The organism is Streptomyces antnestii, from assembly GCF_004005495.1.
Classification (GTDB): domain Bacteria; phylum Actinomycetota; class Actinomycetes; order Streptomycetales; family Streptomycetaceae; genus Streptomyces; species Streptomyces antnestii.
In genome coordinates this window covers 40332-67203 of the sequence record NZ_RZYA01000016.1, presented here as the reverse complement: position 1 = coordinate 67203, position 26872 = coordinate 40332, and the positions used below count along the sequence as shown (strand labels likewise).

Sequence of the window (26872 nt, the reverse complement as noted above, 5' to 3'; positions counted from 1 at the left end):
ACACCCCGTCGTCACAGAGCGGGCTTCGGGTCCCGCGCACGCGGCGGCGGCGGTGTCAGCCGCAACTGCCGCTCCGCGTCGCCGCGTTCGACATCGTGCCTGACCAGCAGGGACAGCAACTGCGCGACGGTGAGCCCCGACTCGGCCGGGTGCCGCAGGATGGTCCCTTCCTCGATGCGGTACGCGTTCGAACGCCCCTGCCGCGTGCGGGTGAGGTAGCCGCCCTCTTCGAGATCGGAAACGATCTTCTGGACCGCCCGTTCGGTGAGCCGGCAGCGCGCGGCGATGTCACGGATGCGCGTCGCGGGGTCGTCGGCGACGGCGGCCAGCACGCGGGCGTGGTTGGTGAGAAAGGTCCAACCGGTATGCGGTTCAGGTACTCCACCCATGCCCTCCAGAGTACGAGCTTCGATTCGCGTATCCAAAAGGGTGAATAGCATTTCCCGTATCACTTGACGCGTGAAGCACGCCGGGGCGAGGCTGGAGGAGGTAGAGGCGCGGTGGACGCGCCCCGGGAGCACGCCATGTCGAAACGCACCCTTTCCGCACGTCTGATCATGGACGACGACGCCGCTCCGGCGGCGTCGGGCTACAGCCCGCCCGGAATCGCGCGATCACCGTTGGTCGTCCAGGTGCGGACCGTCGACGACCGGACCGTGGTGACGGTGTCGGGAGCGGTCGACGTGACGAGCGCGCAGGCCTTGCGCGGCCGGCTCTACGAAGCTGTACGGCAGTCGCCTCGCGGCATCGAACTTGATCTCGGCGCCGTCGGCCATTGCGACGCCCACGCGCTCGACGCCCTGCTCCGGGTCCGCCGGCACGCCATGGACCACGGCAAGACCGTCACGATCCTGACCCCGGGCGCGGACATGAGCACGCTCCTCTCGGAGACGGGCACGCTCCCCCTCTTCACCGCCGGGAGCGAGAGCGGCAGTGCGCAGGATCCGTACACCGAACTCGCCCAGCTGCGGCGGGCGATGCGGACGCGTCCTGTGATCGACCTGGCCCGCGGTGTCCTGATGGCGTCCTTCGGCTTGAGCGCCGAGGACGCCTGGCAGGTACTGGTCTCCGTTTCCCAGAATACAAACACCAAGCTCCACCGGGTGGCCGGCGGACTGGTCGGCGCCGTCACGGGTGACCCGCTCCCGGAGGACTTCCAGGAGCTGCTGGCCGCCACGGTCGCCAAGGTCCGCACGAATCCCGGACAGGAGCCCAGGCAGAATCCCGGGCAGGAGCCCGGCTAGGAGCCGAGAGGAGCCCGGACAGCGATGCGTATCGCGTTCCTGATGGCGCCCCGGGGCGTCGAGCAGGTCGAACTCACCCGTCCCTGGCAGGCCGTGGCCGACGCGGGCGACGAACCCGTCCTCGTATCGACGCGGCCGGGGCGGATCCAGGCCTTCCGCCATCTCGACAGGGCCGACACGTTCCCCATCGACGTGGCGGTCGGCGACACGTCGGCCGCGTCCTTCGACGGGCTCGTCCTGCCCGGCGGCCTTGCGAACCCCGACGCGCTGCGCATGGACGAGCGGGCCGTCTCCTTCGTCCGCGACTTCTTCGACGCCGGCCGCCCGGTGGCCGCGATCTGCCACGCGCCGTGGACCCTGATCGAGGCGGGCGTCGTCGCGGGCCGGGTGCTCACCTCGTTCCCCAGCCTGCGGACGGACATCCTCAACGCGGGCGGCACCTGGGTCGACGAGCAGGTCCGCGTCTGCGACCGCGCCTCCGGCAAGCTGATCACGAGCCGCAGGCCGGACGACCTCAAGGCGTTCTGCGAGGCGATCGTGACCGAGTTCCCCAAGACGTGACCCCAGCAGCCGCTCCCCCGCGCGCCACCGGTGACGCTAAGAACGGAACGCCCCGTCCGTGCCGAAGGCCCGTGCGTGGAAGCGCTCGCCGATGCGGCGGTGGGTGGCGGCGTCCGGGTGGAGCTGGTCGGGCAGCGGCAGTTCGGCGAAGTCGGCCTCGCCGTAGAGGTCGCGGCCGTCGAGGTAGTACAGGTTCGGGTCGTCCGCCGCCCGCTGCTCGACGACACCCGCCAGCTCGTCCCTGATGACGTTCAGCGTCAGCTTCCCGGCCGCCCGTTCCGCGGGGTCACCGGCGGCCCGGAACTGGAGCCTGCCCTCGATGAGGTTGCCGAAGTCCGGGGCGCTGGGGCCCGGCGTGTCCTCGTGAATGGGGCAGTGGATGGGCGACACGACGAGCAGGGGCACGGTCGGATGTCCCTCACGGATGGTGTCGAGGAACCCGTGCACCGCCGGGGTGAAGGCCCGCAGACGCATCAGGTCGGCGTTGACGACATTGATGCCGATCTTGACGCTGATCAGGTCCGCGGCGGTGTCCCGCATGGCGCGCGCGGTGAACGGATCGAGCAGGGCGCCGCCTCCCAGGCCGAGGTTGACCAGGTCCACCCCGCCGAGGCCGGCGGCGAGGGCGGGCCAGGTCGAGCTCGGGCCCGCGGCGTCCGATCCGTGACTGATCGAACTGCCGTGGTGCAGCCACACCTTGCGCCCGCCCTCCGGCACGCACGCGACGGGTGCGTCCGTCCGCAGGGCGACGAGCTGGGTGATCTCGTTGTACGGCAGCCAGATCTCGACGTCCTTCAGCCGGTCGGGCAGTCCGGCGAACCGCACGGTGCCGACGGGCCCCGGCCGGGTCTCCCGGGTGCCGGTCGCCATGTCCACCGTCATGACGTTGCCGCCGGTGACATGGGCCTGCGCCGCCAGAGCGCCGTCGATCAGCAGGTCGTACACGCCGTCCGGCCGGGGCGGCGCGCCCACGTACGCCATCTTGGTCCGCAGCGCGTCCAGTTCGACGACGGTGGCGCTGGTGCGGAAGACCAGGCGCACGCCGGACGGCTGGGCCTCCGCCATGGCCAGCTGGCCGTCGGAGACCTGCGCCCGGGCCCTGGCGGGCAGCCGGTGCGGCAGCACGCCGTACTCGGTGCGCTCCAGCTCGCACGCGCCGCGCACGAGGGCGGCGGTGACGGGGGTGGTGGTCCAGTTGTCGTCCGTGTGCGGTGCCATGTGATGCCTCAACCTGTTGAGCGATAGGTCCGGTTGGCCGATGGGGCCGGTTGATCGATGGGCCCGGTCGGCCGGAGTGTGGTCAGGGTGCGGGCCAGTTCCGCAGGGTGGCGTCGAGGGCGTCGAGGATCCGTGTCCAGGTCTCCTGCGAGTCGGGGGCGCTGTGGCTGAACCCGCCGCCCATCTCCAGGCTCACGTAGCCGTGGAAGACGCTGCCCAGGAGCCGTACGGCGTGGGTCTGGTCCGGTTCCGTGAGGTCGTACCCGCGCAGGATCGCCCGCGTCATCTGCGCGTGCCGCACGCCCGCGCTCGCGGCGGCGGTCTCCGGGTCGAGCCGCAGCTGGGCCGCGGCGTAGCGGCCGGGGTGTTCCCTGGCGTAGTCGCGGTAGACGTTCGCGAGGGCGGCGAGGGCGTCCTTGCCCGCCCGGCCGGCCAGGGCGGCGGCGCCCCGGTCGGCGAGTTCCTCCAGTGCGAGCAGCGCGATGCCGGTCTTGAGGTCCTGGGAGCTCTTCAGGTGCGAGTAGAGGCTCGCGGTCTTGACGTCGAACCGTCTGGCGAGCGCCGCGACGGTCACATGGTCGAACCCGGCCTCATCGGCCAGTTCGGCTCCCGCCCGGATGAGACGTTCCGTCGTCAGCCCTACGCGCACCATGACTCTCTCCCCGATCAGCGAACTCGATTATGCATCTGCCTAATACCTATAGGCAAATAGACGACTGCATTAGGCGCGGGTCCGGGACCTACCGTGGAGGCCGGGCCGGGCGCGGGTGCGACGGTCACAGCGGCGCGCCGCCCCATCGATCCCCCGCGGGAGTGGTGGCATGGGCGACGTCACGAACAACCAACAGCGACACCTCGGAGGTAGCGATGTCCTCGAAACGACGCCGTAAGAAGAAGGCCCGCCGCAAGCACGCGGCGAACCACGGCAAGCGTCCCCAGTCCTGAGGGCCCCCGCCCGATCCCGGGGGCGGTGCCGTCCGGTGCCGCCCCCGACACCCGTTTCGCTCACCCCTCTCCGGCATTCGAGTCACCCGGGCGAGCGGTCACCGCGATCGTCACGACGTCCACCTAGGATCCGCTGCGTGGCACACACCTTCGACGAGCTCGTCGAGAGACAGCAGGCCGCGAACGCGGCACACCACGAGGTCCTGCGACTGCGCGACACCTACGGTCCACCGGGCCTCGAGCCGTGGAGCGAGGCGCAGACCCAGACCTACGAGACTGCCTGGCGCGCGTGGCGCGACCTGGCCCGTGACGTGCAGGCCGCCGTCACCGAGTACGCCAAGGACGAGGGCCTCGCCAGGAACGACGTCGAGGCGGACGTGAAGGCGAAGGCGGGTGGCGACGCCGCGTAGCGGGCGTCAGACCGTCGATGCCGCGACCCGCTCGGGGGCCGGTTCCCGGCGCGTACGTGCCGCCCACCGCGCCACCGGCCCCAACGCGTACGACGCGGCGAGGACCAGGCCGCCGAGCAGCAGCCAGCCCGGCACGCCCATCCCCAGCAGCAGCGCGGTCAGCAGCAGCGGGCCCAGCGTGCGGGCGACCGTGACGCCCGTACCGAAGAAGCCCTGGTACTCGCCGATGCGTCCGGGCGGGGCGAGATCGAAGCCCAGCTGCCAGGAGCCGGCCGACTGGAGCATCTCGGCGGCGACCAGGAGCACCGATCCCCCGACCAGCGCTGCGGCCTCGGCCCAGACGGGTCCGGTGGCCGAGGCGGCGAAGACGCCGCAGGCGAGCAGCATCAGGGCGCCCGAGCGGCGGATGGCGCGGGCCGCCGTCGAGAGGCCGGAGACCGAGCGGGCGGTGCGGACCTGGAAGAGCATCACGGCGCCGGTGTTGAGGATGAAGAGCGCGGAGACCAGCCACTCGGGGGCGTCGGTGCGCTCGTTGATCCACAGCGGAAGTCCGAGGCTGAGCAGGGGCATCCGCAGGAGCAGGACCGTGTTGAGGAGCGCCACGGCGGCGTAGGGGCGGTCCCGCAGGACTTCGAGCCGCGCGCCCCGCACGGCCGGCGCCGGTGCGACGCGCGGCAGCCGCAGCAGGACGAGGGCGCAGAGGACGAAGCTCAGCGCGTCGACCGCGAAGACCGCGAGATAGGCCGCCCTGGTCCCGGCGGACAGCGCGACTCCGCCGAGGGCCGCTCCCACGGCGAGTCCGGCGTTGAGTGTCGACTGCAGGTGGGCCAGCGCGCCCGTGCGCTCCTCCTTGGTCACCAGGCCGGCGAGCAGCGCCTGGCGTGCCGCCGCGAGTCCGGACTGCGCGGTCGCATAGAGGCAGGCGGCCACGAGAAAGGGGAGGAAACCGCGTACGACGAGGAAGGAGGCGACCGCGGCGGCGGTCGCGAGGGCGAGCAGGACCGCCGTGCCGCGCGGGCCCCGGCGGTCCGCGATCCGGCCGAGCGGAACGCCGACGACGGAGCCGACCGCCCAGGCCACCGTGAGACCGAGGCCGATCCGGGCGGGCGGGAGGCCGACCACGTGGGTGAAGTAGAGCGCCGAGGTCACGTAGTAGGCGCCGTCACCCAGCGAATTGCTCAACTGGGCCAGGGCGAGCGTGCGTTGGGGGCCGGCGGGCGGCAGCAGCTGTGACATGACATGGACAGTACGCGAGCATCGGCCCACACCTCTGGGGCAATTCCCGGCCTGATGATTGGGCCACTTCGAGGCACCTGACCACCGCGTACCGACCTGCCACGCAGCTACCGCGCAGCCGCCGCGTATCGACCTGACCGGAAACCGTCGTAGACTCGAACACATGTCCGAACTGCCGCCTGACCTGCCACGTCTCCGCACTCTGGAGACCTGGCTCGTGCTGTCCCTGGACAGGGTCCGCCGCAAGATCGCGGAGGCGGAGCGGCAGGAGACCGAGAAGCAGCGCGGCGAACGCGACCGGCCACCGGCCCCGGACTGGCTGATCGAGATGGGCCTCGGCGGCCGCGCCCCCGTGTACGTGCACGTGGGCGGTTGCCACATGGCGGGCAAACGGTCCCAGGGCGCCACCCGGGACCAGGCGCGACGCGCCCTGTGGGAGCAGGTGCCCAGCTGCCCCCACTGCAGCCCGGACGCGGCACTCGGAGTGCTCGACTGAAACCGGGGGTCACACACGGCCGACGGCGGCCGGGGACGGAGCGAGCCCCGCCCGGCCGGGGGGGGGTGGGCCGAGCGGGGCTCTGTGTCCATCATCCCGGAAAAGCTCCTGGCCAGCGGATGCACGCGCCCGGCATTCGGATGACCCTGGAGATATGGACGTGCCGATAGTCGTGCACCGCCCCTCGCCCACGGGTGGGCGCAGGGTGACGGCGCGCGGACAGATCCTCGGTCTCGCGCACTCCGACGCGGAGGTCGTCGAGTTCCTGCGCCAGGCCGGGCTGCCGGACGCGGAGCTGGTGCTCGACGACCCGGCGTGGGTGAAGTGGCGCGGCGGACGCGCCCACCATTACGAAGCCGCGTGAGGCCACGTCCCGCTACGCCACCGGGTACCTGACGCTACTCCTCGGCCTCCGGCGGCCGGGTCCTGAAGATCAGGAGCGCCACGTCGTCATGGTCCTCCCGGTCCCGCAGCGCGGCGAGGAGATGGTCGCAGGTGTCGTCCAGGGACACCCTCGGCTCGGCGAGCAGGCCGAGCAGGGTGTTGATGCGGGTGTCGATGGCGTCCGAGCGTGTCTCGATCAACCCGTCGGTGTAGAGCACCAGTTGGTCACCGGTCTCCAGCTTCACGGTCGTCTCCGTGAAGGCCACGTCACCGACGCCGAGGGGTGTCCCCGAGGGCAGGTCGAGCAGTTCGGGCCGCAGGCCGGCCCGCACGAGGATGGGCGGCAGATGACCCGCGACGGCGATCCGGCACTCGCTGCGGTACGGGTCGTACACGGCGTAGATGCATGTGGCGAACCCGGGGTCGAGCTCGGCGGCGGTGTGGTCGAGGTGGCGCAGCACCTCCGCGGGCGCGAGGTCGAGGTCGGCCAACGTACGGGTGGCGGTGCGGAGTTGGCCCATGGTCGCGGCGGCGTTGATGCCGCTGCCCATGACGTCACCGATCACGAGGGCGGTCTTGTCCCCGGCCACCGGGATGGTGTCGAACCAGTCGCCGCCGATCTCGCTGGCCGACTGCGCGGGCTCGTAGCGGTAGGCGATCTCCAGGCCGGGCCGCCGCGGTGGCCTGGGCGGCAGCAGGTGGCGCTGGAGCGTGAGAGCCGTGCGGCGCTCGCTCTGGTACGAGCGGGCGTTGTCGATGGACACCGCGGCGCGGGCCGCCAGTTCACCGGCGAGTACGACGTCGTCCCGGCTGAAGGGGGCCATGTTCCGCGCGCGGCCCAGGTCCAGCGCGCCGAGCACCTCACCGCGGGCGATCAGCGGCACCGCCATGTAGGAGTGCAGCCCCGCGCGGGCCAGGAGCCGGGCGGATTCCGGGTCCGGGGCGATGCGCTGGAGGTCTTCCTCGCTGACGTGCTCGACCAGCACCGGGCGCCCGGAGGTCACGCACTGGGTGATGTACCGGTCGGCCGCGTAGCTGGCGATCTGCCCTGGTGTGTCGGCCGCGTGGAGGGCGTTGGTGGAGTACGCCGCCCGCACCGCGAGCGCACGGAACAGGGCCGGTCCGCCGGCCAGGTGGTTGGTCTGGCGCCGGCCTTGCAGCACGGCGTCGAGGATGTCGACCGCCGCCAGGTCCGCGAGGCCGGGAACGACGACCTCCGCCAGCTCGTGGGCGGTCTGCTCGACGTCGAGGGTGGTGCCCACGGTCGTCGACGCGTCGGCGATGAGGGCGAGGCGGCGGCGGGCGCGGGCGGCCTCCTGCGAGGCCTGGTGCTGTTCGCTCACGTCGACCACGGAGATCGCGAGCCCGAGGACCCGGCCGGACGGGTCCTCAAGGCGGTAGTAGGACACCGACCAGGCGTGTTCCGTGTCGGTGGCGCCGCCGGGGCGGCCGATGGTGAACTCGTTGAGGACCGGGATGCCCGTGGAGAGAACCTGGCGCATCGTGACCGCGATGGCGTCGCCGTCCAGGAACGGCAGGGCCTCACCGACGCTGCGGCCGATGTGCTGCTCGGCGGGCAGGGCGTTGATCTGTTCGAGCGCCGGGTTGACCATCACGTAGCGCAGGTCGGTGTTCAGGACCGCCAGGCCGATCGGTGACTGGGCCACGAGGCGGACGGACAGGGCGAGGTCCCGCTCCACCTCGCGCAGGAGGGTCTGGTCGGTGGCGATACCCAGCGCGTAGACGGCTCCGTGCTTGTCAAGGAGGCGCATGTTGCGGAACTCCACCAGCCGGGTGCTGCCGTCCTTGCCCCGGACGGGGAACACCCCCGCCCATGTCTCGCCGCTCGCCATGACCTGGGCGAACAGCTCGACCACGAGGTCCACGTTCTCCGGGGCGACCAGCAGGCGTGCGGCGGACCGGCCCAGCGCCTCCTGGGCGCTCCAGCCGAACAGTTCCTCGGCCTGGGGGCTCCACAGTCTGATCCGGCCCTCGGCGTCCAGCATCACCGCGGCCACGGCGAGGGCGTCCAGGAGGCCGCTCGGCTCGGATTCCCTGTTCACCGCCGCTGCTGCGCCCCGCGACGAACCGATCGCATCCATCCAGACACCTCCCCCGTTCGGCCGGGGTCCGAGGGACGGCTGAACAAGGTCAGCCTCCTTCGGGATGTCGTCGATTCCGTCGAGGACGAGTCGGCGGTCAGCCGGAACTCCGGTGTGTGGTGCGGACAAGCTTCTCGGCCATAGTGCCTCCAGGCTCCCCACGGCATTTTATGCCCCTTTCCCGGGGAAGGTCATGTTCGCTTCCACCGGTCGCGGATCAGTCCCAGGCCGTCCACGGCGGCTGGGGAGAGCCGGGATTCGCGCAAGCCGGACAGGGGCATCCAGGTGACGGCGCCGGTGGAGTCGCCCGCCTTGGTCACCGCGAGAGGACCCGGCTTGAGGTCGACGAGGTAGAAGAGCCCCACCAGATGCCGGTCCACCCCCAGCCGGTGCGCGGTGTACGTCCGCGCGTCGACGAGCCGGGCGTCGACGAGCTCCCGTCCCGTCTCCTCGTACAGCTCACGCTCCAGCGCATCGCGCGGCTGCTCCCGCGGGTCGATCCCTCCGCCGGGCAGGTGCCACAGGCCCGGCTCGAAGACCGGTGAGCTGTCCGTGAGTTGAGTCAGCAGCAGCTGCTCCTGCGTGACGGCGATCGCATACGCCGAGACCCGCGAACGCATCCGACCTCCCACGCCGCACCCCTCAGGGCATCGGCTCCCCACGGGACCGACGCAGCCGATGTAGGGGAACAACCTATCGATTACGCGCCCCGAACGGTCGGGAATCCACGTGATCCGATGGAGCCCGTCAACATGACACGCCGGACAGCTCCGTGCGGGTGTCCCTCGCGGCCATGGCAGAACATGGCACTTGCGGGCTCGTTGACCTACCCGAGGACGTCTTCGGGTTCCTGTCGTGGCGACGGCAACCGGTGCACACCCTGAGGGCAGGCCTCCATCACGGGCCCCCTCCGCTCCCCATCCGGCGCGGAGGGGGCCTCTCCTCCGGCCTCTCCTCTCCTCCCGTCCGGCCCGCGGGCCACCTCGTCCGGCCAGGCGTGCATCAGCCGATCGGTCGACCCCGGTGTCATCCGTCGGACCCCCGCACAGCAGCCTTCAGGGCGACCGGCCGGCCCGTACCGCGCCACGAGAATGGACGGCGGAGCGGGGACCCGGATGCGCCACCGCTCCTCCCCTACGGACATGGAGCACCGAGATGCACGACCGCGACCGCCGACTCCTTGACGCCGCCCGCAGGGGTGCCGCCGACGATGTGCGCGCGGCCCTGGACGCCGGGGCCTCGGTGGAGGCCCGCGACGAGGAACTGCGCTCCCCCCTGCTGCTCGCGGCGCTCGACGATCACGTCGAGGCCGCGCGCGTCCTGGTCGGGGCGGGTGCGGCATGACGGCGCGCGCACGCGGCGTCCTCGGAGCGGTCGCCCTCGTCCTTCTTGCGGCGGGGTGCACCTCGACCTCCGCGTCGGGCTCCACCACCCCCGCGCCGGAGGCCGGCGAGGTCGCCTCCTCCGCCCCGGCCCCCGCCCGTACCGCCCAAGGCACCCTGCTGGTCGCGGACTTCGGCGGTGACACGGTCACGTTCGTCGACCCGGAGCGCGGCCCTCTCGACTCCGTGAAGGTGGGCACCGCACCGTACGGACTCGTCGTCGGCAAGGACGGCAGGGCCTGGGTGGCGACGGCCGAAGGGGTCGCCGTCGTCGACACGAAGACCCGCACGAGCCTCAGCCGTATCCCGTACACCACGAAGACGGGCCCCGCCACGACCGGCGAGTACCGGGGCGGCGGCATGGGCATCGCCCTCGCGCCCGACGGCGAGCATGTGTACGTGGGTGTCAACGTCCCTGACGCGAAGGGGGTGTTGGAGATCATCGACACGGAGACGCGGAAGGTCACGGACACCGTTCCGGTCGGCCGCCGCCCCTTCGACGTCGACGTCTCCCGTGACGGCGGCGAGGTGTACGCCACCGCCCACGACTCCTTCGACGTGACCGCGGTGCGCACCGACGACCTCACCGCGCGCCGGTTCGAGGTCGCCCCGTACGGCACGGAGGGCGGGCTCGGTTCCTGGCTCAAGCCGCACTACGCCGCCGTACGCGACGACGGAAAGCTCCTGCTGCCTTTCGAGGGCGAGAAGCTGGCCGTCCTCGACCCGCGGACCGGCAAGGTCGCCGTCGAACCGATGACCGCCGACACGCACCAGCACGGCGCGCAACTCACCCCCGACGGCACCCTGCTCGTGGTGGGCACGGGTCCGATCGGCTCCGACGACCACGACGCGTCGCTGACGATCCGGACCGCCGACGGGAAGGAGCGGGTCGTCCCCCTCGACGGCCCGCACGAGGACGTCGCCGTGTCGCGCGACGGCCGCACCGCCTACGTCACCGGAGGCTTCACCCGGGACGGGTACTGGGACGGGATCACCGTCGTGGACCTGGACAGCGGGAAGACCCACCGGCTGCCGGCGGGCCACCGGCCGCTGGGCATCGCGGTGTTGTGAGCACGGGCGGCGCGTGGCGAGCCGGTCAGTGTTCCGGATCGCCCTCGGAAAGCCGCCGTACGGCACGGGACGCCGCGTCCGCCGTGCGCTGTGCGGCCTTCCGTTCTCGGGTCGCCTCCCTGACACGGCGGGCCGCCGCGTCCGTCTCCTCGGCGGCGAGCCGGTCAGTGTTCCGGATCGCCCTCGGAAAGCCGCCGTACGGCACGGGACGTCGCGTCCACCGTCCGCTGCGCGGCCTTCCGTTCACGCGTCGCTTCCCCGACACGGCGAGCCGCCACATCCACCTCCTCCGCGGCGAGCCGGTCAATGTCCCGGATCGCCCTCGGAAAGCCGCCGTACGGCACGGGACGCCGCGTCCACCGTCCGCTGCGCGGCCCTCCGTTCACGCGTCGCTTCCCCGACACGGCGAGCCGCCACATCCACCTCCTCCGCGGCGAGCCGGTCAATGTCCCGGATCGCCCTCGGAAAGCCGCCGTACGGCACAGGACGCCGCGTCCGCCATCCGCTGCGCGGCCCTCCGTTCACGCGTCGCTTCCCCGACACGGCGAGCCGCCGCATCCACCTCCTCCGCGGCGAGCCGGTCAATGTCCCGGATCGCCCTCGGAAAGCCGCCGTACGGCACGGGACGTCGTGTCCGCCGTGCGCTGTGCGGCCTTCCGTTCGCGGGTCGCTTCCTTGACACGGCGGGCCGCGGCGTCTGTCTCCTCGGCGGCGGCCCGTTGCTCCTCCTGGGCCTCGCCGAGCCGGGCCGTCAGCTGCTCGACGCGTTCGTACGCCGCGGACCGCCGGGCGGTGGCCCGCTCGTGCTCCTTCTCGGCCCGGCGCACCGCTTCGTCGCGCCGGTTCACCTCGGCCGCCGCCTCCGTCGCGGCCTTCATCGCGTCCTTGAGGCGGGCCCGTCGTCTGTCGGCGGCGGTGTCACGCGTCTTGCCACCGCGCGCGGGAGCGGCCGGGCCGCCGGGCTTCTGTTTCACCTGGGCCACAGGCGCGGTGCCGGGGAAGTCGGTGGGCACGGCGGGGGCCTTCGTGAGGGTGCCCGTCGCCCACTGGTCGGCGATCTCCGGGTCGGCGAGGGCCGCGTGGAGGATCTGCTCGACCTCGTGCAGGACGCTCCCGCTCACCGGTTGTCCGGCCTGCCGGGCGAGCCGGCCCGCCTCCCGCGCCAGACCGGCGACCACCACGTGCCGCTGGTGGCTGAGCGTGCGGAACTGGTCGGGGTCGAGCGTGCGGTGCGCTTCCCGCAGCGCCTGGGCGAGTTGGAGGAGCTGCCCCGCCTCCTCCGTCCGGCGCGCCAGGAGGTTCGACACCCAGGCGGCGAGCGTCGGCTTGCGAAGGCCCGCGATCCGGCGGGCGGCGGGCGCGTCCCCGGCCTGTCTCGCCTCGGCCGCCCGTGTGGCACGCGTGGCCGTGAACTGTGCGGGCGGCAGCCGGTAGAGCTCCTCGACGACTTCATCGACATCCACACGTCCACTGTGCCGTCCGCTCCACCGTCCGGGCGGCGCGCGGCGCCGGGACGCGCCGGTCGATGCTCTGGACCGGGGCCCGGGAGTGCCTAGGTCTGTGCGAGGAGGTCGCCCGTCGCCGTACGCCGGTACACCACGCGCCGGCCCACCCGCGTCCCCGTGACCATGTTCGCGTCGCGCAGGACGGACAGGTGGCCGCCGACGGTGCCGAGGGAGAGGCCGAGGTGTGCGGCGAGTTCGCTGCTGGTCGCCGGGCGTTCGAGCTCGTGGAGCAGGGCGGCCCGGCCGCTGCCGATCAGCCGTTCCAGGGCCGGGGCCACCGGTGGCCGCGCGGTCGGGTCGCCGGAGCCGCGGGCCGGGTAGACGAGGGCGTAGCGGTCGGGCGGCGCCTCGGCGAGCCAGGTGCCGCTCGTCACGCAGACCGGGACGAACAGCATGCCGCCCTCGCCGACGATGTGGTCGGGTCCTGGCTGGTCGCTGAAGCGGATCGCGTCGGCGCCGACCCAGGCGCTGCGGCGGTTCATGTGCTGGAGGGCTCTGGGCCAGCCGTACGCGGCGAGCAGTCCCGCCCGGTAGGTGACGTCGCGTTCCAGCAGGGCGCGTCTGCGGGGCCAGTCGGGCCGCACGTGCGTGGTCCACACGTGCCGGAAGAGGCCGGCGGTTCGGGCGCCCCATCCGCGCCCGGTCAGCCACGCCAGGTCGTGGCGCTTCCAGCTGCGGGCCACCGCCGCGTCGAGGTCCGCGCGTATGTCGTCGTCACGGGCCTCGGCGACCGCCTTCAGTTCGTCGGCGAGCTTGGTGCGCATGCCGCCGGTGGGCGGGCGGCTCACATAGCCGGGGAGGTACTTGGTCGAGCAGAGCAGCTCGACGAGGCCCCGGGCGAACGGGTCGGCGTCGAGGATGGCGTGGAAGGCGTCGTGGTGGCGGGTGTGCCACGGGGTGAGCCACGGGTCGGAGCACGGCTTCGTCAGGACGCTCATCGAGCCCAGGGTCTCGGCGCCCGGCGACAGCGCGAACCGCGACTGTGACAGGGCCATCGGACTCAACCGCAGCAGCACCATCTTTCGCCTCCTGCCGAAACGTTAGCGTGCGCGTCCGCGGCTCCCCACACTCGGGCCGATGCGTACCTCCCTTCTCCGACAGGCCGCGTTCCGCCGGTTCTTCGCCGGACGTCTGGTGTCCCTTCTCGGCAGCTCGATGGCGCCGGTCGCCCTGGCGTTCGCCGTCCTCGACGCCTCGGGCAGCGGCCACGACCTCGGCGTCGTACTCGCCGCCCACATGCTGCCGCTGCTCGCGTTCCTGCTGGTGGGCGGCGCGGTCGCCGACCGGTTCCCGCGGCGGACCGTCCTGGTGGCCGCACATCTGGGGGCGGCGGGCACGCAGGGCGCCGTCGCCGCGCTCCTGATGACCGGGCACTACTCGCTGCCGCCGGTGGCCGCCCTCGAGTTCCTCAACGGTGTGCTCGCCGCCTTCACCACACCGGCGCTGCGCGGCGTCGTCCCCCAGCTCGTCACCAAGTCCCTTCTGCAACAGGCGAATTCACTGCTCGGTTCGGCCGGCAACGCGACGAAGATCCTCGGGCCGAGCCTGTCGGGTGTGCTGGTGGTGACGGTGGGGAGCGGCCCCGCCATCGCGTTCGACGCGTTCACCTTTCTCGTCGCGGCCGGTTTCCTCGCACGGCTCTCCCTCACCGGCACCGCCGATGTGTCACAGGGGGCCACGGTGTGGGCCGGCATCCGCACCGGCTGGAGCGCGTTCCGCGCGATCCGGTGGGTGTGGGTCGGCGCCCTGTCCTTCTGCCTGCTGAACCTCGCACAGACCGGTACGTGGCAGATCCTCGGCCCGCAGCTCACCCGGCAGCTCAGCGGAGCGACGACCTGGGGGGTCGTGCTCAGTGTGCGAGGTGTGGGCATGCTGGTGTCGAGCCTGCTGATGTACCGGCTGACGGTGCGGCATCTGCTGCGGTTCGGACTTTCGGCCGGTGTGCTGGGCGCGCTGCCGCTGCTCGCGCTGGGGGCGCGGTCCGCGACGGCGTGGCTGCTCGTCGGGGCGTTCGTCGCGGGGCTCGGTTCCTCCGTCACGGGGGTCGCGTGGGACACCTCGCTCCAGGAGCACGTGCCCGCGCACGTACTGTCGCGGGTCGCGTCCTACGACGACCTGCTGTCGTACGCCGCGATTCCGGTGGGCCAGCTCTGTGTGGGTCCGCTGGCTCAGGCGTTCGGCGCGTTCCGGGTGTGTCTGGGCGCCGGGGTCGTCTCGGCCGCCGCCATGCTGCTGCCCCTGACCTGCGCTGCCGTACGCGGGCTGCCCCACGCGCGGCCCGGCACCGGGGCGCGCTCGATGACGAGGAGTGCGATGTCGTCGTTGAGCTGGCCGCCGGTGTGGGCGAGCAGGTCGCGGTGGACGCGGCGCAGCAGGGAGTCCGGTCCGGCGGCGGGGAAGGAGGCGACCCGCTCGGCCAGGGGGTAGAAGTCGCCTCCCGGTGAGCGGGCCTCGACGACCCCGTCGGTGTACAGGACGAGCATGTCGCCGGCGGCGAAGGCGAAACGGTCGGTGCCGGGCAGCGGGACGGGCAGTTCGCCCATGCCCAGGGGTGGCACGGGGTGACGGGACAGGAGCTCCTCGACCCGCCGTCCGCGCACCAGCAACGGCGGCGGGTGGCCGCAGCTCACCATCTCCGCCTGATGGCCTTCGTCCGGGATGTCGAGCACGAGGGCGGTGACGAAGTGCTCCCCGGCGTCGAGTGCGGTGTCGGCGACCTCTTCCAGGTTCCGGCACACGCTGTCCTCCATGGCCACCACCAGATCGGGCAGCACGTCATGACGGTGGGCGCCCTCGCGGAACGCGCCGAGCACGACCGACGCCTCCCCGATGGCGGCGAGGCCCTTGCCCCGTACGTCTCCGATGACGGCTCTCGTGCCGTCGCGGGCGGCCCGGGCGACCGCGAACAGGTCTCCGCCGATATGCGTCTCGTCCTCGGCCGCCAGGTACAGCCAGGCCACCCGCAGCGGGCCGACCTTGCGGGGCGGCGGTCTCAGCAGCACCCGCTGCGCCGCCTCGGACACCGACCGCACACGGTTCAGCACCTGGCTGCGCCGTTCCCGCGCCCGGCAGAACAGCACGATCAGTACGGAGAGCATGGAGAGCGCGGTGATCTGCGAGACGTGGTTGGCCGTGCCGAGACCGCCGTGCAGCGCCGCGATCAGGACCTGGGCGGCCACGGCCAGGACGCCGACCAGACCGGTGAGGCGCGGGCCCGCCACCGAGGCGGTGAGGGCCGGCGCGATGACGAGCAGCGGGCCCAGATGGACATCGGCCGGTGTGCGGATGTCCACCAAGGTGATCACCACGATCAGACCCAGCGGCACCGCCACCAGGCCGCGGCCCGGTGGCCGCTCCAGGAGGCGATCCACCGACCATCGCGGGAATCTCACATGAGCGATTTTACCCGCAACCTGCGGAAACACCGTGCGTGGCCACGCGTCGGCGAGGTCGGCTACCGTGCCGGGGATGAACACCTCAGCGATCGGCCCGGACTTCAACACCCCTGTCGGGGAGCGCTACTTCGAGGACTACGTGCCCGGGGCGTCCTATGCCTACGGAAGCATCACCCTGACCGAGGAGGAGATCCTCCGGTTCGCCGGGGAGTTCGATCCGCAGAGCATCCACACGGATCCCGAGGCCGCGGAGCGTGGCCCCTTCAAGGGCCTGATCGCGAGCGGCTGGCACACCGCGTCCGTGATGATGCGCCTCTACGCCGACCATTACGTGAGCAACGTCGCGAGCCTCGCCTCCCCCGGCGTCGACGAGCTGCGCTGGACACGCCCCGTGCGGCCCGGGGACAGCCTGTCGATCCGTACGACGGTGCGCTCGGCGCGCCCCTCACGGTCCAAGCCGGACCGGGGGCTCGTACACACCGACGTCGAGGTCCTCAACCAGCACGGCGAGACCGTCCTCACGCTGTCCGCGATGAACCTCCTGCGGCGCCGGACGCAGTGATGCCCGCCCGCGGTCGTCGGGCGCCCTGAGGGAACGGCCCTACGCCTCCCGGGGCGCGAAGACCGCGAGTTCGGCACCCTCGGGGTCGCGCAGGGTGACGCACTCGCCTCCCGCGTCCGTGTCCTCACCCGTGATCGTGCCGCCGTACTCCTCGGCGGCACGCGCGCACGCGGCCGCGTCGGGGACGATGAAACGGACCTGCCAGCGCGGCCGCAGCTCCGGGTCGGGGGCCGATTCAGGACCGCCGCCGCAGAGCGAGGCCACCGGCTCCCCCGCGCAGACCAGGACGACCGCTCCGTCCTCGTACCGCACGTCGCAGCGGCCCGGGCTCGTCCACTCGAGGACTTCGCCGTAGAAGATCGCGGCGTCGAACGCGTCGCGCGTGACCAGGCGCAGCCACAGCGGGGCCGAGCGGCGCCACGCGCCGAAGTCACGGATGAGCCGGCCCGCCCAGATGCCGAACACGGCGCCGGCCCGGTCGGACACCAGTGCCGCCCTGCCCGTCGGGAAGCCGATCGGACCGACGCCCACGGTGCCGCCACGCTCCTGCACCCGGCCGACCGTCTCGTCCGCGTCGGCCACGGCGAAGTACGGCGTCCACGCGACAGGGACCTGCAACGCGGGAGCGACCGCCCCGATGCCCGCCACGGCCCGCCCGTGCGCGAGCGCCACCCGGAACCGCTCACCGAGCGTCGCGGCGCGGAACGTCCAGCCCAGGACCGCCCGGTAGAACGCCTCCGCGGCGGACAGGTCGCGGGCCGCGAGGCTCACCCAGCACGGAGAGCCCAGCACGGCGTGATGAGACGTGTCGCCGTCCGATCCGGTCCTGGAGATCAACTTGCCGCTCATGAAAGACGCCCGCTTTCACCGCCTGGGGACCCGGTCAGCACTACCCACGACCGAGTACCCACCCCACCGCGCACCTCACCCCCTCCACCGCCGACAACCGTCCGCAGACCGCCTGCGACGTGGTGTGACGCAGCGGCCCGCCGAGTAGCACGCCGGCATCCGCGGTCGCAGAATCGAAGTGCAGTCGCATGTCGATGCTTCGGACCGGAGGCACCTACCCGCGAGCGGCGTGCCGCTCCTGATGGATGCCGGCGCCCGTTCCCGCGGCCACGCGCGGCACACCGCTGAGGAGCTATCCCGATGCTCACTGACATCACTGCGGGCACCACCCGGCACCGACGGACCTCACGTCACCCCCACGACGACGCCCCCGACACGTCGGCCGCGTTCGCGCGCATGGCCGACCTGGGCGAGGGTCCCGAGCGCGACGTCCTGTGCGAACTGCTCGTCGAGGCCTGGCTGCCCATGGCGCACCGCATCGCCCGCCGCTACCGGAACAAGGGCGAGAGCACCGAGGACCTGGAGCAGGTCGCGGCCATGGGTCTCGTCAAGGCGATCAACCACTACCGGCCCGAGCGCGGCCCCTTCGAGTGCTACGCCGTGCCCACCATCACCGGTGAACTGCGCCGGCACTTCCGCGACCGCATGTGGGACGTGCACGTGCCGCGCCGGGTGCAGGACCTGCGCAACAAGGTCCGCTCGGCCCGCCGCGAGCTCATGGAGCGGCCCGGCAGCCCCGAGCCGGGAATCGGCGCCATCGCCGCCCGCACCGGGCTGACCGAGGAAGAGGTTCTCGACGGCCTCAAGGCGATCGAGAGCTACAGCGCGCTGTCCCTCGACGCCGAGCTCTCGCCGCCCGGTGTGGACGGGCACAGCCTCTTCGACGCGCTCGGCGCACCCGACACCGCGTACGACCTCATCACCGACCGCGAGGCGGCCAAGCCGGGGCTGCGGCATCTTCCGGAGCGGGAGCGGACGATCCTCTATCTCCGCTTCTTCGAGGGCATGACGCAGGCCCGCATCGCCGAGCAGTTCGGCATCTCGCAGATGCACGTCTCCCGGCTCATCCACCACAGCTGTGAGCGGGTGCGGGAGGAGGCCGACCAGGAGTACGGGGCGGCCGACGGGGTGCCGGCGGCCTGACGCCGGGGGCGCCGCGGACGGCGCGCGGGAGGACACTGGAATCGGGAGCCGGTCGGGTTTCCGCAGCCTGGACACGGTGGCCCGCCCGGTGAGCCGAGCTCCGTCCGCTGCCCCGGCCCCCTGCGGGAGCAAGGGGCGGCAGCCGGCGGGGAGCGGCCGCCGCCGGGATGTATCGGGCGGGGGTCGCAGGGTGCGGGGACGCAGCGTCTCCCCTCCGCGAGTGTCCTCGCGCCCGCCACCGCCCACTCGCCGCGCGCCCGGCCGGCATCGCGGTCACCATGTTTACGGAGCACGGCGTTTACGGAACACGGCGCGGGAACCCGACCGCGGGCGACGAGGTGACGAGGCGACCAGAAGGAGGCCTTGACGGTGGCGCCGAGACTGGATCTGCCGGGACGGGGCGAGTCGTACTGGATGCACACCAGTGCCACGACCGCCTATCCGCCGCTCACCGAGGACACCGAGGTCGATGTCGCGGTGATCGGTGGCGGGATCGCCGGGCTCAGCACCGCCTGGGAACTGGCGCGCGCGGGGCGGACCGTCGCCGTCCTGGAGGCCGACCGCATCGCCGCGGGAGTCACCGGCTACACCACGGCCAAGGTGTCCGCGCTGCACACCCTCGTCTACGAGCGGCTGCGCCGCGTGCACGGCGAGGAGGCCGCCCGCCAGTACGCGACGTCCCAGCAGGGCGCGGTGGAACACGTCGCCGAGATCTGTGCCGAGGTGGGGATCGACTGCGACCTGGAACGCGCCCCCGCCTACACCTACACGCTGCGGCAGGAGGGCACCCTGGCGCTGCGCGTCGAAGCCGAGGCGGCCCGCGAGGCCGGGCTCCCGGCCTGGTACACCGAGGACACGGGGCTGCCGTTCGCCGTGGCGGGGGCGGTGCGGGTGGACGACCAGGCGCAGTTCCACCCCCGCGCGTATCTGCTGGCCCTCGCCGAGGATCTGATCGCCCGGGGCGGTGTCATCTTCGAGCGGTCCCGGGTGACCGAGATGATGGGCGGCCGGCCGTGCACGGTGACGACCGAGGCGGAGCACACGGTGACCGCGCACGACGTCGTCGTCGCCACCCACTACCCGATCTTCGACCGCGCGCTGCTGTTCGCGCGCCTCCAGCCGCGCCGGGAACTCGTCGTCGCCGCCCCGCTCGCCGCCGACCCCGGCCCGCCCGGCATGTTCATCACCGAGGACGAGGGCAGGCGGTCGGTGCGCACCGCGCCGTACGGACCGGACGGGCGTCGGCTGCTCATCGTGACCGGCGAGAGTTTCACGCCGGGTACGGGGGACGCGGCGGCGTCCTTCGCGGCCCTCGACTCGTGGATGCGTGAGCACTTCACCGTCGACGACACGGCCTACCACTGGGCCGCCCAGGACAACGACTCCGGCGACGGCATCCCGATGATCGGCCCCCTGCATCCGGGGGCCCGGCACGCCTGGGTGGCGACGGGCTTCGGCGGGTGGGGCATGAGCAGTGGCGTGCTTGCCGGGCAGCTGCTCAGCGGCCTGATCACCGGCGAACACGCGCCGTGGGCCGACCTGTACGACCCGCGCCGCGTGTGGAGCACGGTGCGGGAGGCGCCCGCGCTGCTGAGGCAACAGGCCGATGTCGCACGGCACTTCGTCGCCGACCGGCTGCACACCGCGCACGTCGACTCGGTCACCGACATCCCGCCAGGGTCGGGCGCGGTGGTGCGGATCGACGGACACCGGTGTGCCGTGCACCGCGCCGAGGACGGCACGGTGCACGCCGTCTCGGCGCGCTGTACGCATCTGGGGTGCCTCGTCGCGTTCAACGCGGCGGAGTCGACGTGGGAATGTCCGTGCCACGGTTCGCGCTTCGCCACCGACGGGTCGGTCCTGCAGGGCCCGGCGCTCCGGCCCCTGGCGCCCATGGACCTGCGCCTGCACCTGGCGGACACCACGGGATCCGACCCGCCTCCCCCACCGGACGACGCGAACGGGCCGTGACAGCGGGACCTTTCGCCCCTGCGAGGACCTTCGCCCCGGAGCCCTTGAGCCCTTGAGCCCTTGAGAGAAACGGAGAACGACGTGAACAGCGCATCAGCTTCGACGGCCTTCCCGGAAGGAGCGGCCTCGTCCCGGGATCTGGTGGAGGTCGTGCTCGGCGACTGTTCCGCGCCGGACGCCGACGCGGTCTTCCGCTTCCTGGGCGACCACTTCGACTCCGACCGCGGCGAGGCCGTACCGCACCGCCCCGAGGGTCCGCGCCCGCCCGCGTGGACGGGGCACTTCGATGTGGCCCGCTCCCCCGCCGACGTCACCGGCGTCGTGCTGGCCGGGACGGTGACGGCCGAACTCCAGGGCTGCCCGGTGGCGGTGAGACGCCTCTGCGAGACCTTGGACGCGGCCTTCGCACTGGAGAAGGTCGGCAGCGTCTCGGGCGACCAGGAGGTAGAGGTCCAGATCCGTCTCAGCAACCCCTGACGAGGTCCCCGGTCCGTTGAGCCCCGCCCGTGCGGGGCTCAGTCCGTGGCGACGACCGCCGCCGCCTCCGGGGCGGACTGCTCCCCGGCCCGGCTCCGCGCCCGGCCCACGCGGCGGGCGATGACGACGCCGAGGAGCGCCAGCGCTCCGCACGACGCCCAGACCGTGACGTACGCGGACTCGGAGGCCACGTGGGCGCCGGGCACGTTCACGAGGAGGCGGTTCATGACCGCCGCGAAGGCCGCGCCCGCCACCGAGCCGGCCAGCGTCTTGAGCGTGTTGTACATGCCCGTGCCGATGCCGGTCTGGTCGGCCGGCAGGTGCCGGATGAGCAGCGTGGGCAGCGTGGCGATGGCGGTGCCGATGCCCACGCCGCTGATGCCGCCCAGGACGGCGAGCTGCCAGGGCGCGCTGTGGGCGAGGACCATGCCCAGGTAGCCGACCGCCACCAGGGCGAAGCCGCCGACGAGCGTGCGCTGCGGGCCGAAGCGGCGAACGGCGCGGTCGGCGTTGGCACCGGCACCCGCCATCGCCACGAGGGGCACGGCGGCGAGCAGGGAGATGCCGAAGGCGCTCATGCCGAACCCGAAACCGAGGCTGCGCGGGGTGGCGAAGAATGACGGGTTGGCGGTCTGGGCCCCGTACAGGACGCAGCCGGTGAGGAAGCTGAGCACGTAGAGCAGCGCCATCGAGGGGCGGGCCATCAGGCGGATGTCCACCAGGGGCTGCGGGGCCCGCAGTTCGGCGCGGACGAACAGGGCGAGGAGGACGGCGCCGAGGGCGAGGGCGGCGGCCGTGGTGCCGAGGTCCGCGTTCTTGGCCATCGCCATGCCGAACATGACGACGGCGAGACCGGCGCTGAGGAGCGCCGCGCCGGTCCAGTCGATGCGGCAGACGGCGCGGGTGACCGACTCGGGGATCAGCCGGAAGGCGACGGGCAGGCAGAGCACGATGGCGGCGACCGGGAGCAGCAGCAGCCCGTGCACGTCGTGGACCTCGCGGGAGAGCAGACCCATGCCGAGCGTGCCGAGGGTGGCGCCGAGCGTGAGCGCGCCGACGAGCATGCCGATGGCGGCGCCCACGCGCTCCTTCTCGACGCGGTCGCGGACGATGGCGAAGTCGAGCGGCAGCCAGCAGGCGAAGACGCCCTGCAGGGCCCGGCCGACGAGGAGGACCGTGAAGCTGTCGGCCGTGGCGACGATCACCGAGCCCACGGCGACGGTGAGCATGGTGACCCGGATCATCCGCCGGTGGCCGTAGATGTCGCCGAGCCGGGACAGCAGGGGTACGGAGATGCCGGCGACCAGCAGGAAGACGCTGTTCACCCAGTTCAGGTCGCCGGCGCTGACGTGCAGGTCATTGCCTATGAGGGGCACGACGACGGGCACGGCGCCCTGAAGGATGCCGCTGCACAGTTCGATGAAGACGAGGAATCCGACGACGGAGGCGGTCGACGGTGACGTGCGGCCTGGGGATGCGCTTCGGGGCATGGCGGGGTCTCCAAGGCGTACTCGAGTACGGGCGGGGCGCCCGCGCGCGGGGAGGGAGGTACGAGGGAGGGGAGCGGAGAGGGGAGGGAGGGGGTGGGCGGATGGGGCTCAGCCCGTGGGGTCGTCCGTGCGGGGACCGGAGCCGGGCAGGCGGGGTACCTGTCCGGCCAGGGCGAGGTCGACGAGCTGGTGGACCGTCTCCTCGCGGACGGGTGCGGGGCGGAAGGACCTCCGGTAGACGAAGAACCCGTTCCACAGGTCGAGCAGTGCGTCGGTGTCGACGTTCGGGGGCAGGTCGCCGCGGGCGATGCCGCGCTGTACGGCGGCCCGTGCCTGGTCCCGGCGGTGGAGCACGACGTCGAGGAACGACCGCAGGACCGTCGTCTCCTCGACCGCGGCCTCGGTCAGGCACAGCCGGCTGAAGACGTCCCGGGCGCGGGTGAAGTCGTCGATGTAGTCGCAGACGACGAGCAGTTCGGCGCGGGTGTCGCCGAGGTCGGGGACCGTGCGCACGTCGGCGCGGGCCACCAGCACGTCGGCGATCACCGCGGCTTTGTGCGGCCACCACCGATAGAGGGTCTTCTTGGACACCTTGGCGCGCACCGCGATCTCGTCCATGGTCATTCCGAGGTAGCCGCTCTCGTCGAGCAGTTCCTCGGCCGCGCCGATGACGCGGTCACGGACTTCTTCGCTGCGTGGTCGGCCTGCCGGCCGCGCTGTGCTCGCCATGCCGTCCCATTTCGGGGCATGCGAGCGCTCACGTCAATAGGAAACGGGAAGTTCCCCGAACAATGTCACCATCCGGGACGCCGACGGGACGCCGGGCCGATGGGAGCCTTTCGACCACCTCCGGACTCATAGCCAGGCTCTCGGTGAGCTGGTACACATGACCCCCACGAAAGGAAACGGTGCGTTTCCTTTCGCGCTCACGTGCTCACCCCGAGTGGAGGACCTCCCCCATGCCCGCAGCCGACTCTTCTCTCCGCTCTCTCCGCGACCGCGTCGCCGCCCGCCTCGACGAGTACAAGGACCGGTTGCTGGAGCTCAGTCACGAACTCCACGCCGACCCGGAGACGTCCTTCGAGGAGGTCCGTGCCGCCGGGCGGCTCGCGGCGCTCCTCGAGGACGCGGGGTTCACCGTGGAGCGCGGGGTGTGCGATCTGCCGACCGCGCTGACGGCGACGTACGGCAGCGGCGAGCTGACCGTCGGGGTGTGCGCGGAGTACGACGCGCTGCCGCAGATCGGCCACGCCTGCGGGCACAACATCATCTGCGCGGCGGGCGCGGGCGCGGCCATAGCCCTGGCGGCCGCCGCCGACGAGCTCGGCTTCCGCGTGAAGCTGCTCGGCACCCCGGCCGAGGAGGAGGGCGGCGGCAAGGTGCTGATGCTGGAGCGCGGCGCCTTCGACGACGTGACGGTGGCGATGATGGTGCATCCCTCGCCGGTCGACGCCGTGGACCCGCGCGGCTCGAGCAACGCCGTGGCCCGCTTCGAGGTGACGTTCACCGGGCGCGCGTCGCACGCCGCCGCGGCCCCCGAGGGCGGGCTCAACGCCGGGGACGCCGCGGTCGTCGCGCAGGTCGCGGTGGGCCAGCTCCGCCAGCAGCTGCGGGACGGCTACCGGGTCGCCGGCATCGTTCGGCACGGCGGCGAGCGGACCAACATCATCCCGGAGCGGACGGTGCTCGAGTACGAGGTGCGTACCCCCACCGGCGAGGAGCTGGGCGAGCTCCGGGAGCGCGTACTCAATTGCTTCCGCGGCGCCGCGCTGGCCACCGGCACCACCATGGAGGTGCGCCGCATCCAGCCCGACTACCTGGACCTGTGCCACGACCCGTCCCTGATGGAGGCCTACGCGCGCAACCTGCGGGCGACCGGGCGTGAGCTGCCGGAGCCGGGATCGTCGCCGCGGGGCACCGGCGGCTCCACCGACATGGGCAATGTCACCCACGCCATGCCCGCCATCCACCCGGCAATCGGCGTGCTCGGCGCCCAGGGCATGCCGCACACGCGGCAGTTCGCCGAGGAGGTGTCCGGCTCCGCGGGCGACGAGGCTGTTCTGGACGGGGCGCTCGCGATGGCGTGGACCGGCCTCGACCTGGCCGCCGACCCCCAGTGGCGCGCCGGCTGCGTCACCGCCCGTCAGGGCTGAGCACCGCGCTCGCTCCCGAAAACCGGCCGGACCGTACGGTGGTCAGTCGCGCTCGGCCGGCGCCTCGGGCGCGCACGGCTCACGGGCCAGGTCCGGGGCGGCCATGAGGTCGGCGAGAGTGCCGCGCGGCACGTCGAGTGCGCGTTCCGCGGTGGTGACGGCCATGCCGGTGACTTCCGGGGGCCGGTTGGTGCGGTCCGTGTTGGCGTGGGCGCCGAGGCCGTCCATGACGACGAGAATCTGGATGGCCGCGATCAGCGGGTCCTCCGTACGGAAGACCCCGGCGTCGACGCCGTCGCGGATGAGGTCGGTCAGGCGATCGCGCCACCGGGCCTCCTGCCGGCCGACCCGGTCGCGCAGCCGGTCCCGGTAGCGGCTCAGGTGCCGGGCGTTGAGCCACAGCCGGCTCATGCCGTCGAAGCGGTCACCCGACGCCAGGAGGAAGAACCGCGCCAGGTCCGCGAGCTCGTCACCCTTGGGCCGATCGACGGGAATCAGCTCGTCCAGTTCGACCGTCGCCGCGACACCGAAGGCCTCGGCGACAAGATCCTCCGCGGCCGGGAAATAGTGGCTGATCAGGCCGGGGCGCACCGCGAGCTCGTCCGCGACCCGTCGCATCGTGATGCATTCGAGGCCCTCCGCGAGCGCGATCCTCGCGGCGGCGCCCACGATCTCGGCGCGGCGGGCCTCGGGGGCCTTCCGCACGCGCTTGGGCCGGGTGCTTGACGGCACCCCCTCAGCGCTATTGGAATTACGGCCAATAGACAAGTCGGCTCCCGTGCTCGCCTGTTCGGAGGACTGCATGGCTCCCACGATCCCAGACCCCCCGGAGCAGGCGCCCTCACCCCCCGCCGACCAGGCCGGACATGTGGAGACGCACGGCATCGACTTCATCCCCGACGGCGAGCGGCACGGCCGTGCCCACGAACTCTTCGCCGTGTGGGCGGCGCCCAACGTCAGCTACCTCAGCCTCGTGGTCGGCGGCGCCCTCATCCTGATGGGCCTCGGCCTGTGGCAGGCGCTCGGCGTGATCGTGGCCGGCAATCTGTGCTGGGCCTTCGTCGGGCTCGTCGCGGTCAGCGGTCCCGCGGCCGGCGCCCCGAGCCAGGTCGTCATGCGCGCGATGTTCGGCGTCCGCGGCAACCGAGCGAACATCGCCCTGACCGGCTGGTTCGTTTCCGTCTGCTATCTGGCCCTGAGCTGGGCGGCCGCCTCGCTCGCCGCGTTCAGTCTCGTGGACAAGGCCGGAATCGCCGTCACCACGGGCGTCAAGGTCGTCGTCATCGTCGCGCTGGCCGTCGCGACGCTCGCCATCAGCGTCTACGGCCACGCCACCATCGTGAGGCTCTACCTGCCGTTCACCCTGGCCCTGACCGCCGCCTTCGCCGTCCTCGCGGGATACGTAATCGGCCACGTCGACTGGGGTTACCGTCCCGAACACCCCCTGCACGGCGCTGAGTTGTGGACCGTGGTCATAGGCGGCACCACACTCGTCGCCTCGGCGCCGCTCTCGTACAGCAACAGCGCCGACTTCGCCCGCTACCTGCCCCGCACCACGTCGCCGGCGGCGGTCGCCGGCTGGACCGCGCTCGGCGCCTTCGTGCCCAGCGTCCTGTTCACCTCGCTCGGCGCGCTCGCGGGCACCGCCCTCGACATGTCCGACCCCCAGACGGCGCTGCAGACGATCCTGCCGGGCTGGTTCAAGCCGGCGTTCCTCCTGGCCGTCATCCTCGGCGCGGTCTGCAACAACGCCATGACCGCCTACAGTTCGGGCCTCGCCCTGCAGTCGATCGGCGTCCGGATCCGCAGATCGCGCAGCGTCACCCTCGACGGAGCCCTCGGGGTGGCGCTGACGCTGTACGCGCTGCTGGTCTCCAACTTCCTCGACACGGTCAGCAACCTGCTCGAAATCATGGTGGCGCTCCTCGGCCCGAGCATCGCGATCTACGCGACGGACATCCTGTGGCGCCGTAACCGCTACGACGGCAGGCAGCTGACCGACGAGTCCCGGGGCAGCCCGTTCTGGTACAGCGGCGGCGTCAACTGGGCCGGGGCGATCGCCCTGTCGGCCGCCACCGCCGTCGCCTTCACGTGCATCCACACGCAGATGTACACCGGGCCGATCGCCCGGGCGGCGGGCGGCACGGATCTCTCCCTGCCGGTCGGGATCCTCGTGGCCACGGGCCTCTATCTCGCCCTGACCCGCGCACCCCGCCCCGCCGCGGCCCTACGGGGGTGAGAGGGGCGCGCCCCCTCCGGCCACCCTTCTCACCTCACC

The 26872-nt window shown here is 72.4% G+C and carries 27 protein-coding genes and 1 pseudogene; 15 read left to right on the top strand and 13 right to left on the bottom strand.

The annotated features are described in order from the left end of the window. Nucleotides 1-11 precede the first annotated feature (11 nt). The gene (locus EOT10_RS28295; protein ID WP_127831172.1) at nucleotides 12-389 is read right to left on the bottom strand and encodes a MarR family transcriptional regulator; all 378 of its coding nucleotides are present in this window, start codon (nucleotides 387-389) and stop codon (nucleotides 12-14) included. A 135-nt stretch (nucleotides 390-524) separates the two neighbouring features. On the opposite strand from EOT10_RS28295, the gene EOT10_RS28290 reads away from it, so the two are divergent. Both EOT10_RS28290 and EOT10_RS28285 read left to right on the top strand, forming a co-directional pair. Next, the gene (locus tag EOT10_RS28290) at nucleotides 525-1244 is read left to right on the top strand and encodes an ANTAR domain-containing protein (RefSeq protein ID WP_223281259.1); all 720 of its coding nucleotides are present in this window, start codon (nucleotides 525-527) and stop codon (nucleotides 1242-1244) included. A 24-nt stretch (nucleotides 1245-1268) separates the two neighbouring features. Beyond that, complete coding sequence (locus EOT10_RS28285) at nucleotides 1269-1805, top strand: type 1 glutamine amidotransferase domain-containing protein (RefSeq protein WP_127831171.1); 537 nt, start codon at nucleotides 1269-1271, stop codon at nucleotides 1803-1805. Between the two features lie 36 nt (nucleotides 1806-1841). Here the strand turns inward: EOT10_RS28285 and EOT10_RS28280 are convergent, their stop codons facing one another. Both EOT10_RS28280 and EOT10_RS28275 read right to left on the bottom strand, forming a co-directional pair. Then, a complete protein-coding gene (locus tag EOT10_RS28280) occupies nucleotides 1842-3023 on the bottom strand; it encodes a GDSL-type esterase/lipase family protein (protein WP_127831170.1) in 1182 nt (393 codons plus the stop codon). An 82-nt stretch (nucleotides 3024-3105) separates the two neighbouring features. Further along, nucleotides 3106-3675: a TetR/AcrR family transcriptional regulator gene (locus EOT10_RS28275; RefSeq protein ID WP_127831169.1), complete on the bottom strand. Its 570-nt coding sequence runs from the start codon at nucleotides 3673-3675 to the stop codon at nucleotides 3106-3108. A 29-nt stretch (nucleotides 3676-3704) separates the two neighbouring features. Here EOT10_RS28275 and EOT10_RS43380 point away from each other — a divergent pair, with 29 nt between their 5' ends. Both EOT10_RS43380 and EOT10_RS28270 read left to right on the top strand, forming a co-directional pair. Continuing rightward, entirely contained in the window at nucleotides 3705-3968 is a 264-nt protein-coding gene (locus EOT10_RS43380; RefSeq protein ID WP_488803552.1) for a hypothetical protein, read from the top strand. A 137-nt stretch (nucleotides 3969-4105) separates the two neighbouring features. After that, nucleotides 4106-4378 (top strand): hypothetical protein, encoded by a 273-nt coding sequence (locus EOT10_RS28270; protein ID WP_127831168.1) that lies wholly within the window; start codon nucleotides 4106-4108, stop codon nucleotides 4376-4378. Nucleotides 4379-4384: 6 nt separating this feature from the next. Here EOT10_RS28270 and EOT10_RS28265 read toward each other — a convergent pair whose 3' ends face one another. Then, nucleotides 4385-5614 (bottom strand): MFS transporter, encoded by a 1230-nt coding sequence (locus EOT10_RS28265; RefSeq protein ID WP_127831167.1) that lies wholly within the window; start codon nucleotides 5612-5614, stop codon nucleotides 4385-4387. Between the two features lie 163 nt (nucleotides 5615-5777). Here EOT10_RS28265 and EOT10_RS28260 point away from each other — a divergent pair, with 163 nt between their 5' ends. Then, nucleotides 5778-6110 carry a DUF6233 domain-containing protein gene (locus tag EOT10_RS28260; protein WP_127831166.1) on the top strand — a complete coding sequence of 111 codons (333 nt, stop codon included), beginning with the start codon at nucleotides 5778-5780 and terminating at the stop codon, nucleotides 6108-6110. Between the two features lie 154 nt (nucleotides 6111-6264). Further along, entirely contained in the window at nucleotides 6265-6474 is a 210-nt protein-coding gene (locus EOT10_RS28255) for a hypothetical protein (RefSeq protein ID WP_127831165.1), read from the top strand. Nucleotides 6475-6508: 34 nt separating this feature from the next. On the opposite strand, the gene EOT10_RS28250 is transcribed toward EOT10_RS28255, so the two are convergent. Continuing rightward, a complete protein-coding gene (locus tag EOT10_RS28250; RefSeq protein ID WP_127831164.1) occupies nucleotides 6509-8596 on the bottom strand; it encodes a SpoIIE family protein phosphatase in 2088 nt (695 codons plus the stop codon). 191 nt (nucleotides 8597-8787) lie between these two features. Then, on the bottom strand, nucleotides 8788-9216 hold the full coding sequence (locus tag EOT10_RS28245; protein ID WP_223281258.1) for an NUDIX domain-containing protein: 429 nt from the start codon (nucleotides 9214-9216) through the stop codon (nucleotides 8788-8790). Nucleotides 9217-9751: 535 nt separating this feature from the next. On the opposite strand from EOT10_RS28245, the gene EOT10_RS28240 reads away from it, so the two are divergent. Then, nucleotides 9752-9940, top strand: coding sequence for a hypothetical protein (locus tag EOT10_RS28240; protein ID WP_431313330.1), 189 nt, complete (start codon nucleotides 9752-9754; stop codon nucleotides 9938-9940). Next, the gene (locus EOT10_RS28235) at nucleotides 9937-11049 is read left to right on the top strand and encodes a YncE family protein (RefSeq protein WP_127831162.1); all 1113 of its coding nucleotides are present in this window, start codon (nucleotides 9937-9939) and stop codon (nucleotides 11047-11049) included. Before EOT10_RS28240 ends, EOT10_RS28235 begins: the two co-directional genes overlap by 4 nt. Before the next feature lie 581 nt (nucleotides 11050-11630). On the opposite strand, the gene EOT10_RS28230 is transcribed toward EOT10_RS28235, so the two are convergent. Next, nucleotides 11631-12512 carry a hypothetical protein gene (locus EOT10_RS28230; RefSeq protein WP_127831161.1) on the bottom strand — a complete coding sequence of 294 codons (882 nt, stop codon included), beginning with the start codon at nucleotides 12510-12512 and terminating at the stop codon, nucleotides 11631-11633. Nucleotides 12513-12601: 89 nt separating this feature from the next. Next, nucleotides 12602-13573 (bottom strand): helix-turn-helix domain-containing protein, encoded by a 972-nt coding sequence (locus EOT10_RS28225; RefSeq protein WP_127831160.1) that lies wholly within the window; start codon nucleotides 13571-13573, stop codon nucleotides 12602-12604. A gap of 58 nt (nucleotides 13574-13631) precedes the next feature. Here EOT10_RS28225 and EOT10_RS28220 point away from each other — a divergent pair. Next, nucleotides 13632-14741: pseudogene (locus tag EOT10_RS28220) on the top strand (MFS transporter); the annotation flags it as partial. On the opposite strand, the gene EOT10_RS28215 reads toward EOT10_RS28220, so the two are convergent. Next, the gene (locus EOT10_RS28215; RefSeq protein ID WP_223281257.1) at nucleotides 14723-15946 is read right to left on the bottom strand and encodes a PP2C family protein-serine/threonine phosphatase; all 1224 of its coding nucleotides are present in this window, start codon (nucleotides 15944-15946) and stop codon (nucleotides 14723-14725) included. The pseudogene EOT10_RS28220 and the gene EOT10_RS28215 sit on opposite strands and share 19 nt — an antisense overlap. Before the next feature lie 76 nt (nucleotides 15947-16022). Here EOT10_RS28215 and EOT10_RS28210 point away from each other — a divergent pair, with 76 nt between their 5' ends. Next, a complete protein-coding gene (locus EOT10_RS28210; protein WP_127831159.1) occupies nucleotides 16023-16511 on the top strand; it encodes a MaoC family dehydratase in 489 nt (162 codons plus the stop codon). Between the two features lie 39 nt (nucleotides 16512-16550). On the opposite strand, the gene EOT10_RS28205 is transcribed toward EOT10_RS28210, so the two are convergent. Then, nucleotides 16551-17360 carry a VOC family protein gene (locus EOT10_RS28205; protein WP_127831158.1) on the bottom strand — a complete coding sequence of 270 codons (810 nt, stop codon included), beginning with the start codon at nucleotides 17358-17360 and terminating at the stop codon, nucleotides 16551-16553. A gap of 300 nt (nucleotides 17361-17660) precedes the next feature. Here EOT10_RS28205 and EOT10_RS28200 point away from each other — a divergent pair, with 300 nt between their 5' ends. From EOT10_RS28200 to EOT10_RS28190, 3 genes are all read left to right on the top strand, one after another. Beyond that, entirely contained in the window at nucleotides 17661-18503 is an 843-nt protein-coding gene (locus EOT10_RS28200) for a SigB/SigF/SigG family RNA polymerase sigma factor (protein WP_127831157.1), read from the top strand. 414 nt (nucleotides 18504-18917) lie between these two features. Beyond that, a complete protein-coding gene (locus EOT10_RS28195; protein ID WP_127831279.1) occupies nucleotides 18918-20474 on the top strand; it encodes an FAD-dependent oxidoreductase in 1557 nt (518 codons plus the stop codon). Nucleotides 20475-20555: 81 nt separating this feature from the next. Beyond that, nucleotides 20556-20951, top strand: coding sequence for a hypothetical protein (locus tag EOT10_RS28190; protein ID WP_223281256.1), 396 nt, complete (start codon nucleotides 20556-20558; stop codon nucleotides 20949-20951). A 38-nt stretch (nucleotides 20952-20989) separates the two neighbouring features. Here the strand turns inward: EOT10_RS28190 and EOT10_RS28185 are convergent, their stop codons facing one another. Next, nucleotides 20990-22441 (bottom strand): MFS transporter, encoded by a 1452-nt coding sequence (locus tag EOT10_RS28185; RefSeq protein ID WP_127831156.1) that lies wholly within the window; start codon nucleotides 22439-22441, stop codon nucleotides 20990-20992. A gap of 108 nt (nucleotides 22442-22549) precedes the next feature. Beyond that, the gene (locus EOT10_RS28180) at nucleotides 22550-23170 is read right to left on the bottom strand and encodes a TetR/AcrR family transcriptional regulator (protein ID WP_127831155.1); all 621 of its coding nucleotides are present in this window, start codon (nucleotides 23168-23170) and stop codon (nucleotides 22550-22552) included. 230 nt (nucleotides 23171-23400) lie between these two features. Here EOT10_RS28180 and EOT10_RS28175 point away from each other — a divergent pair, with 230 nt between their 5' ends. Beyond that, on the top strand, nucleotides 23401-24594 hold the full coding sequence (locus EOT10_RS28175; protein ID WP_127831154.1) for a M20 family metallopeptidase: 1194 nt from the start codon (nucleotides 23401-23403) through the stop codon (nucleotides 24592-24594). 42 nt (nucleotides 24595-24636) lie between these two features. On the opposite strand, the gene EOT10_RS28170 is transcribed toward EOT10_RS28175, so the two are convergent. Continuing rightward, nucleotides 24637-25326: a TetR/AcrR family transcriptional regulator gene (locus EOT10_RS28170; RefSeq protein ID WP_127831153.1), complete on the bottom strand. Its 690-nt coding sequence runs from the start codon at nucleotides 25324-25326 to the stop codon at nucleotides 24637-24639. A gap of 70 nt (nucleotides 25327-25396) precedes the next feature. Here EOT10_RS28170 and EOT10_RS28165 point away from each other — a divergent pair, with 70 nt between their 5' ends. Then, nucleotides 25397-26833 carry a purine-cytosine permease family protein gene (locus EOT10_RS28165; protein ID WP_127831152.1) on the top strand — a complete coding sequence of 479 codons (1437 nt, stop codon included), beginning with the start codon at nucleotides 25397-25399 and terminating at the stop codon, nucleotides 26831-26833. Nucleotides 26834-26872 lie beyond the last annotated feature (39 nt).